Origin of the sequence: Lacinutrix sp., from assembly GCF_037625555.1 — a bacterium.
Classification (GTDB): domain Bacteria; phylum Bacteroidota; class Bacteroidia; order Flavobacteriales; family Flavobacteriaceae; genus Lacinutrix.
Map to the genome: position 1 here is coordinate 1 of NZ_JASJHV010000066.1, position 4,690 is coordinate 4,690.

The 4,690-nt window shown below is 31.3% G+C and carries 6 protein-coding genes and 1 pseudogene; 5 read left to right on the plus strand and 2 right to left on the minus strand.

What is annotated here, in order from left to right; all coding sequences use genetic code 11:
- The first annotated feature begins 115 nt into the window (after window positions 1-115).
- Window positions 116-502, plus strand: a complete 387-nt coding sequence (locus QNK89_RS05345) for a nucleoside triphosphate pyrophosphohydrolase family protein (protein WP_340170002.1) — start codon at window positions 116-118, stop codon at window positions 500-502.
- A gap of 61 nt (window positions 503-563) precedes the next feature.
- Here the strand turns inward: QNK89_RS05345 and QNK89_RS05350 are convergent, their stop codons facing one another.
- Window positions 564-1,631: a branched-chain amino acid aminotransferase gene (locus QNK89_RS05350; RefSeq protein ID WP_340170003.1), complete on the minus strand. Its 1,068-nt coding sequence runs from the start codon at window positions 1,629-1,631 to the stop codon at window positions 564-566.
- A gap of 120 nt (window positions 1,632-1,751) precedes the next feature.
- Between QNK89_RS05350 and QNK89_RS05355 the strand changes: the two genes are divergently transcribed.
- From QNK89_RS05355 to QNK89_RS05370, 4 genes are all read left to right on the plus strand, one after another.
- Window positions 1,752-2,258 carry a DUF4920 domain-containing protein gene (locus QNK89_RS05355; protein ID WP_340170004.1) on the plus strand — a complete coding sequence of 169 codons (507 nt, stop codon included), beginning with the start codon at window positions 1,752-1,754 and terminating at the stop codon, window positions 2,256-2,258.
- Window positions 2,259-2,262: 4 nt separating this feature from the next.
- Complete coding sequence (locus QNK89_RS05360) at window positions 2,263-2,706, plus strand: hypothetical protein (RefSeq protein WP_340170005.1); 444 nt, start codon at window positions 2,263-2,265, stop codon at window positions 2,704-2,706.
- A gap of 6 nt (window positions 2,707-2,712) precedes the next feature.
- Window positions 2,713-3,387 carry a tRNA (5-methylaminomethyl-2-thiouridine)(34)-methyltransferase MnmD gene (mnmD, locus tag QNK89_RS05365; protein ID WP_340170006.1) on the plus strand — a complete coding sequence of 225 codons (675 nt, stop codon included), beginning with the start codon at window positions 2,713-2,715 and terminating at the stop codon, window positions 3,385-3,387.
- 140 nt (window positions 3,388-3,527) lie between these two features.
- Window positions 3,528-4,430 carry a TIGR01777 family oxidoreductase gene (locus QNK89_RS05370; RefSeq protein WP_340170007.1) on the plus strand — a complete coding sequence of 301 codons (903 nt, stop codon included), beginning with the start codon at window positions 3,528-3,530 and terminating at the stop codon, window positions 4,428-4,430.
- 111 nt (window positions 4,431-4,541) lie between these two features.
- On the opposite strand, the pseudogene QNK89_RS05375 reads toward QNK89_RS05370, so the two are convergent.
- Window positions 4,542-4,690, minus strand: a pseudogene (locus tag QNK89_RS05375) (YceI family protein); the annotation flags it as partial.

The window sequence follows — 4,690 nt, forward strand, 5'->3', positions numbered from 1 at the left end:
TAATGCTGTTATAAATGCAACAGCAAAACAAATGGCGAAAATTAATTGTCCTTTACTAAACATAGTAGTATTTTTATGCAAAAATAACGAATACTAGCAGTAAAAACAGATTTCAATGAAAAATAAAATAGAAGCAGTAAAAGCATTTCATACAGCATTTAAAATAGGACACTTAGAATCTCCAAAAGCAGATTTAGGAAATTCTAAAAACACGTTAAGATTTGACTTAATGAAAGAAGAAAATGAAGAATATCTTGAAGCAGCAAATAACAACGATTTAGTTGAGGTTGCAGATGCATTAGGTGATATGCTTTATATTTTATGTGGTACTATTATCGAGCATGGCATGCAGGATAAAATTGAAGCCGTTTTTAATGAAATTCAAAGAAGTAACATGAGTAAATTAGGTAAAAATGGACAGCCAATTTACAGAGAAGATGGTAAGGTTTTAAAGGGCCCAAACTATTTTAAGCCAAATATAGCAGAAATATTAGAATCATAAATTCGTTCATAAAACAAAAAAAAAGCAGCCAAAAGGCTGCTTTTTTTTTGTTTTATGATAACTACATTTTCACTCTCCACCCAAATGGGTCGTCTGATTTGTTAGTTTGAATTTGTATTATTCTATTTTTTAATTTACTAGCAAAAGTATCTGTTAGTTCGGGAAGTTCAAAATCTGTATCTCTAAAACCAAAACCAGAAATAGGAGAAATTACTGCTGCAGTTCCTGCACCAAATATTTCTTTTAAACTACCATTTTTAGACGCTTCAATTAGCTCGCTTACTTTTACTTTTCTTACTTCTGTGTTTATACCTTCCGCTTTAGCAATTTCTAAAATACTTTTTCTAGTAACACCATCAAGAATCCTTTCGCTTACAGGAGATGTTAGTAAAGTGTCATTAATACGTACAAACACATTCATTGCTCCAGCTTCTTCAATGTATTCATGAGTAGTATCGTCTGTCCAGATTACTTGTTGGTAACCTTTTTCTTTTGCTAATTGTGTTGGGTAAAATTGTCCAGCATAATTACCACCTGCTTTAGCATAACCAACACCACCATTTGCAGAACGAGAATACGTTTCTTCTATTAGTACTTTAACTTTTCCAGAAAAATAAGGTCCAGATGGAGCACAGGCTAATATAAATTTATATTGGTCAGATGGAGAGGCATGAAAACCTTCACCTGTAGCAAAAACAAAAGGTCTAAGATATAGAGAGCTTCCTTCTTTTGTAGGAATCCAATCTTTCTCAAGGTCTAAAAGAGCTTTCAAACCTTCGATAAAATAATCTTCAGGAATTTCTGGAATAGATAAACGTTTTGCCGAAATATTAAGACGTTTTATGTTTTCCATTGGGCGAAATAAAAACACATCTTCATTACTATCCTTATAGGCTTTCATTCCTTCAAAAATAGATTGACCATAATGAAATATTTTCGCAGAAGGCATTAAACTAATAGGTGCAAAAGGCTCAATTTTTGGCATTTGCCATTTACCATCAATGTAATCGCATGTTAGCATGTGATCTGAAAACACTTGACCAAAAGCTAGATTATTAAAATCGATACTATAAATTTTAGAGGTGTTTACTTTGGTGATTTCTATTTGTCTTTTTGTTATTTTCCCCATGAATATTAATGCTTCTATATCTTTTGCGAAAGTACAAAATTAAGTATAAAGAAATCTAAAATTTATCTTAAAATACTATCTTTGTAATAGTATAAATTAATTTAATACAAAATCGATAAAATGAAAAATTATATTTTAGTATTAGCTATGGTTTTTAGCTTCATGGCTTGTAAAGAAGAGCAAAAAACAGAAGTTGTTGAAGACACTAAAGAAATGGCAATAAACTACAAGTCTTTTGGTAAAGAAATTATTGCAGACGATGCTATTCCAGCAAAATTTATGGCAGAACATTACAAAGGAATGAATGTTGGCGATAGTATAGATAGTAAAATGGTTGCAAAAGTTAACGAAGTTTGTCAAGCCAAAGGTTGTTGGATGAAGTTAGATCTAGATAATGGAGAGCAAGTAATGGTTAAGTTTAAAGATTACGGTTTTTTTATGCCTAAAAACATTGCAGGACAAGAAGTTATAATTAACGGAAAAGCATATTTAAATGAAGTTCCTGTAGAGGAGTTACGTCATTATGCAGAAGATGCAGGTAAAACTGCTGAAGAAATTGCAGCAATTACAGAATCTAAAAAAACCTATTCTTTTGAAGCAGATGGTGTTTTATTAGTAGAAGAATAAAAAGATGAAATATTTAGTTTATATATTTTGTTTTACTGTAATTTTAAGTTGTAATTCTAAAGTAGAGGAAAGCGACACAAAAGAAGAAGTTTCTAAAGCAAAAGTTTACGATATGTACGAACCATCAGAGATGGCCAATCTTATGAATGAGTTTTATGCTGAAAACTTAAAAATTAAAAACGAAATACTAGCAGGAAACATACCTAAAGAATTTCCAACAGATTTTTTAAAAATCCATACTGCAGAGCTTTCAAATTTCAAAACAAGGAATGCTAAATTTGAAGCCTTTTCAAACTTATATATTGTTGCAGAACAAGAGGTTTTTAATACAGAATCTAATATCCCAGTACAAGAGCGTTTTAATAATGCAATAGGTGTTTGTATTTCTTGCCACCAAACAGAATGTACAGGACCAATACCAAGAATACAGAAACTATTAATAAAATAGTTTTTTGTGAAACGCGAAATAATTACAACAAACGATGGTTCTAAAACCATTCATATTCCAGAGTGGAATGAGCAATATCATTCTACACATGGAGCAATACAAGAAGCTAAGCATGTTTATTTAAAACATGGCTTAGCTTTTTTTTGTGCTTCGGAAAGTTATGCTAAACAGTCAGAAATTTCCATATTAGAAATTGGTTTTGGTACAGGCTTAAATGCTTTTTTAACTGCTATTGAAGCTAAAGAGCTAAACCTTAATTGTAACTATGTAGGTGTAGAAGGTTTTCCAGTTTCGACTGAAGAACTTGATGCACTAAACTATACTGAAGCACTAAAATTTGAAGCCCTTTTTAAAGCCATTCATAAAGGTAAATGGGAAGAGTATGCGACGATTTCTAAAAATTTCCAATTAAAAAAACAGCAGAAACAATTTTCTGAAATTACAGACATAAACAAATTTAATGTCATCTATTTTGATGCTTTCGGTCCACGAGTACAACCAGAACTGTGGACGGAAGTTGTTTTTAAAAGCATGTATAAGTCCATGAAACAAGGAGGCGTTTTAGTGACGTATTGCGCGCAAGGTCATGCTAGACGTGCTATGATTTCGGTAGGTTTTACAATTTCTAGAGTAGAAGGTCCTCCTGGAAAACGACACATGCTTCGTGCTGTAAAACAATAATTATTAATTGCACTTCGAATGATTCCGAAGTATGAGGAATTGTATCAATAACATTTTTAATTTTTTAGCTAATTTCTGTTAAATCCAACTTAAATCTAAAAACAAAGTAAGTACTAAATCGTATTTTTATAAAAAAAGAAATGCGAGTACTTATTACAGGAGCAACAGGACTAATTGGTAGTGACATTGTGAAAAATTGCCATGCCAAAGGCATTGCTGTAAACTATTTGACAACCAGTAAATCTAAAATAGAAAACAACTCTAATTATCAAGGTTTTTATTGGAATCCAACTAACGCAGAAATTGATGCTGATTGTATTAAAGATGTTGATGCTATTATTCATTTAGTTGGGGCAAGTATTTCTAAACGTTGGACAAAAGCGCATAAACAAGCTATTATTAATAGTAGGCTAGAAACAACTGCTTTGTTGCATGCTACAGTAAAAAACAATCCTAATTCTATAAAACAAATTATCTCGGCAAGTGCAATAGGTTATTACCCAGATTCTTTAACAAACTATTATTCTGAAGAAGAAAAACAAATTAGCAACTCTTTTCTTGGCAGAGTAGTACAAGAATGGGAACAAGTAATAGACACGTTTAATACTTTAAATATTACGGTTTCTAAAATAAGAATAGGTGTTGTGTTTTCTGAAAAAGGAGGCGCTTTTCCAGAGTTAGCAAAACCTATTAAGTTTGGAGCTGGAGCTGCAATGGGAACAGGAAAACAATGGATGTCTTGGATTCATTTAGAGGATTTAGCAGCTATTTTTCTATACGTTTTAGAACACAAATTAGAAGGTGTTTATAATGGAGTAGCACCAAATCCAGCAATAAACCAAACCATTACAAAGTCAATTGCAAAGCACCTTAAAAAGCCATTAATTCTACCAAATATTCCAAAATTTGCTATGAAACTAGTTTTAGGACAAATGCATATAATACTTTTTGAAAGCCAACGCGTAAGTTCTAAAAAAATAGAACAGAGTGGTTTTAATTTTAAGTTTGTTAATTTGGATGCGGCTTTGGAGGAGTTGGTTTAAAACTAAGCCTAATTATCTTTTTTTTAGAAAGTAAAGTTATTATCTGGTAGATTAAAACAAAAAAGCCACATCGTACGATATGGCTTTTAAATATTATGTAGAAAAATCTAATTAAGACTTCTTTGCTGTAACAATGATTTTTAATTCCATATCATCATTAATAAACTTATCTCCAAGGTTATCAAAAATAGATTTAGAACCGTAGTTTATAGACCATTTAGTTCTTTCAATAGTAAAAGAGTCACTAGTTAAAGTCATCA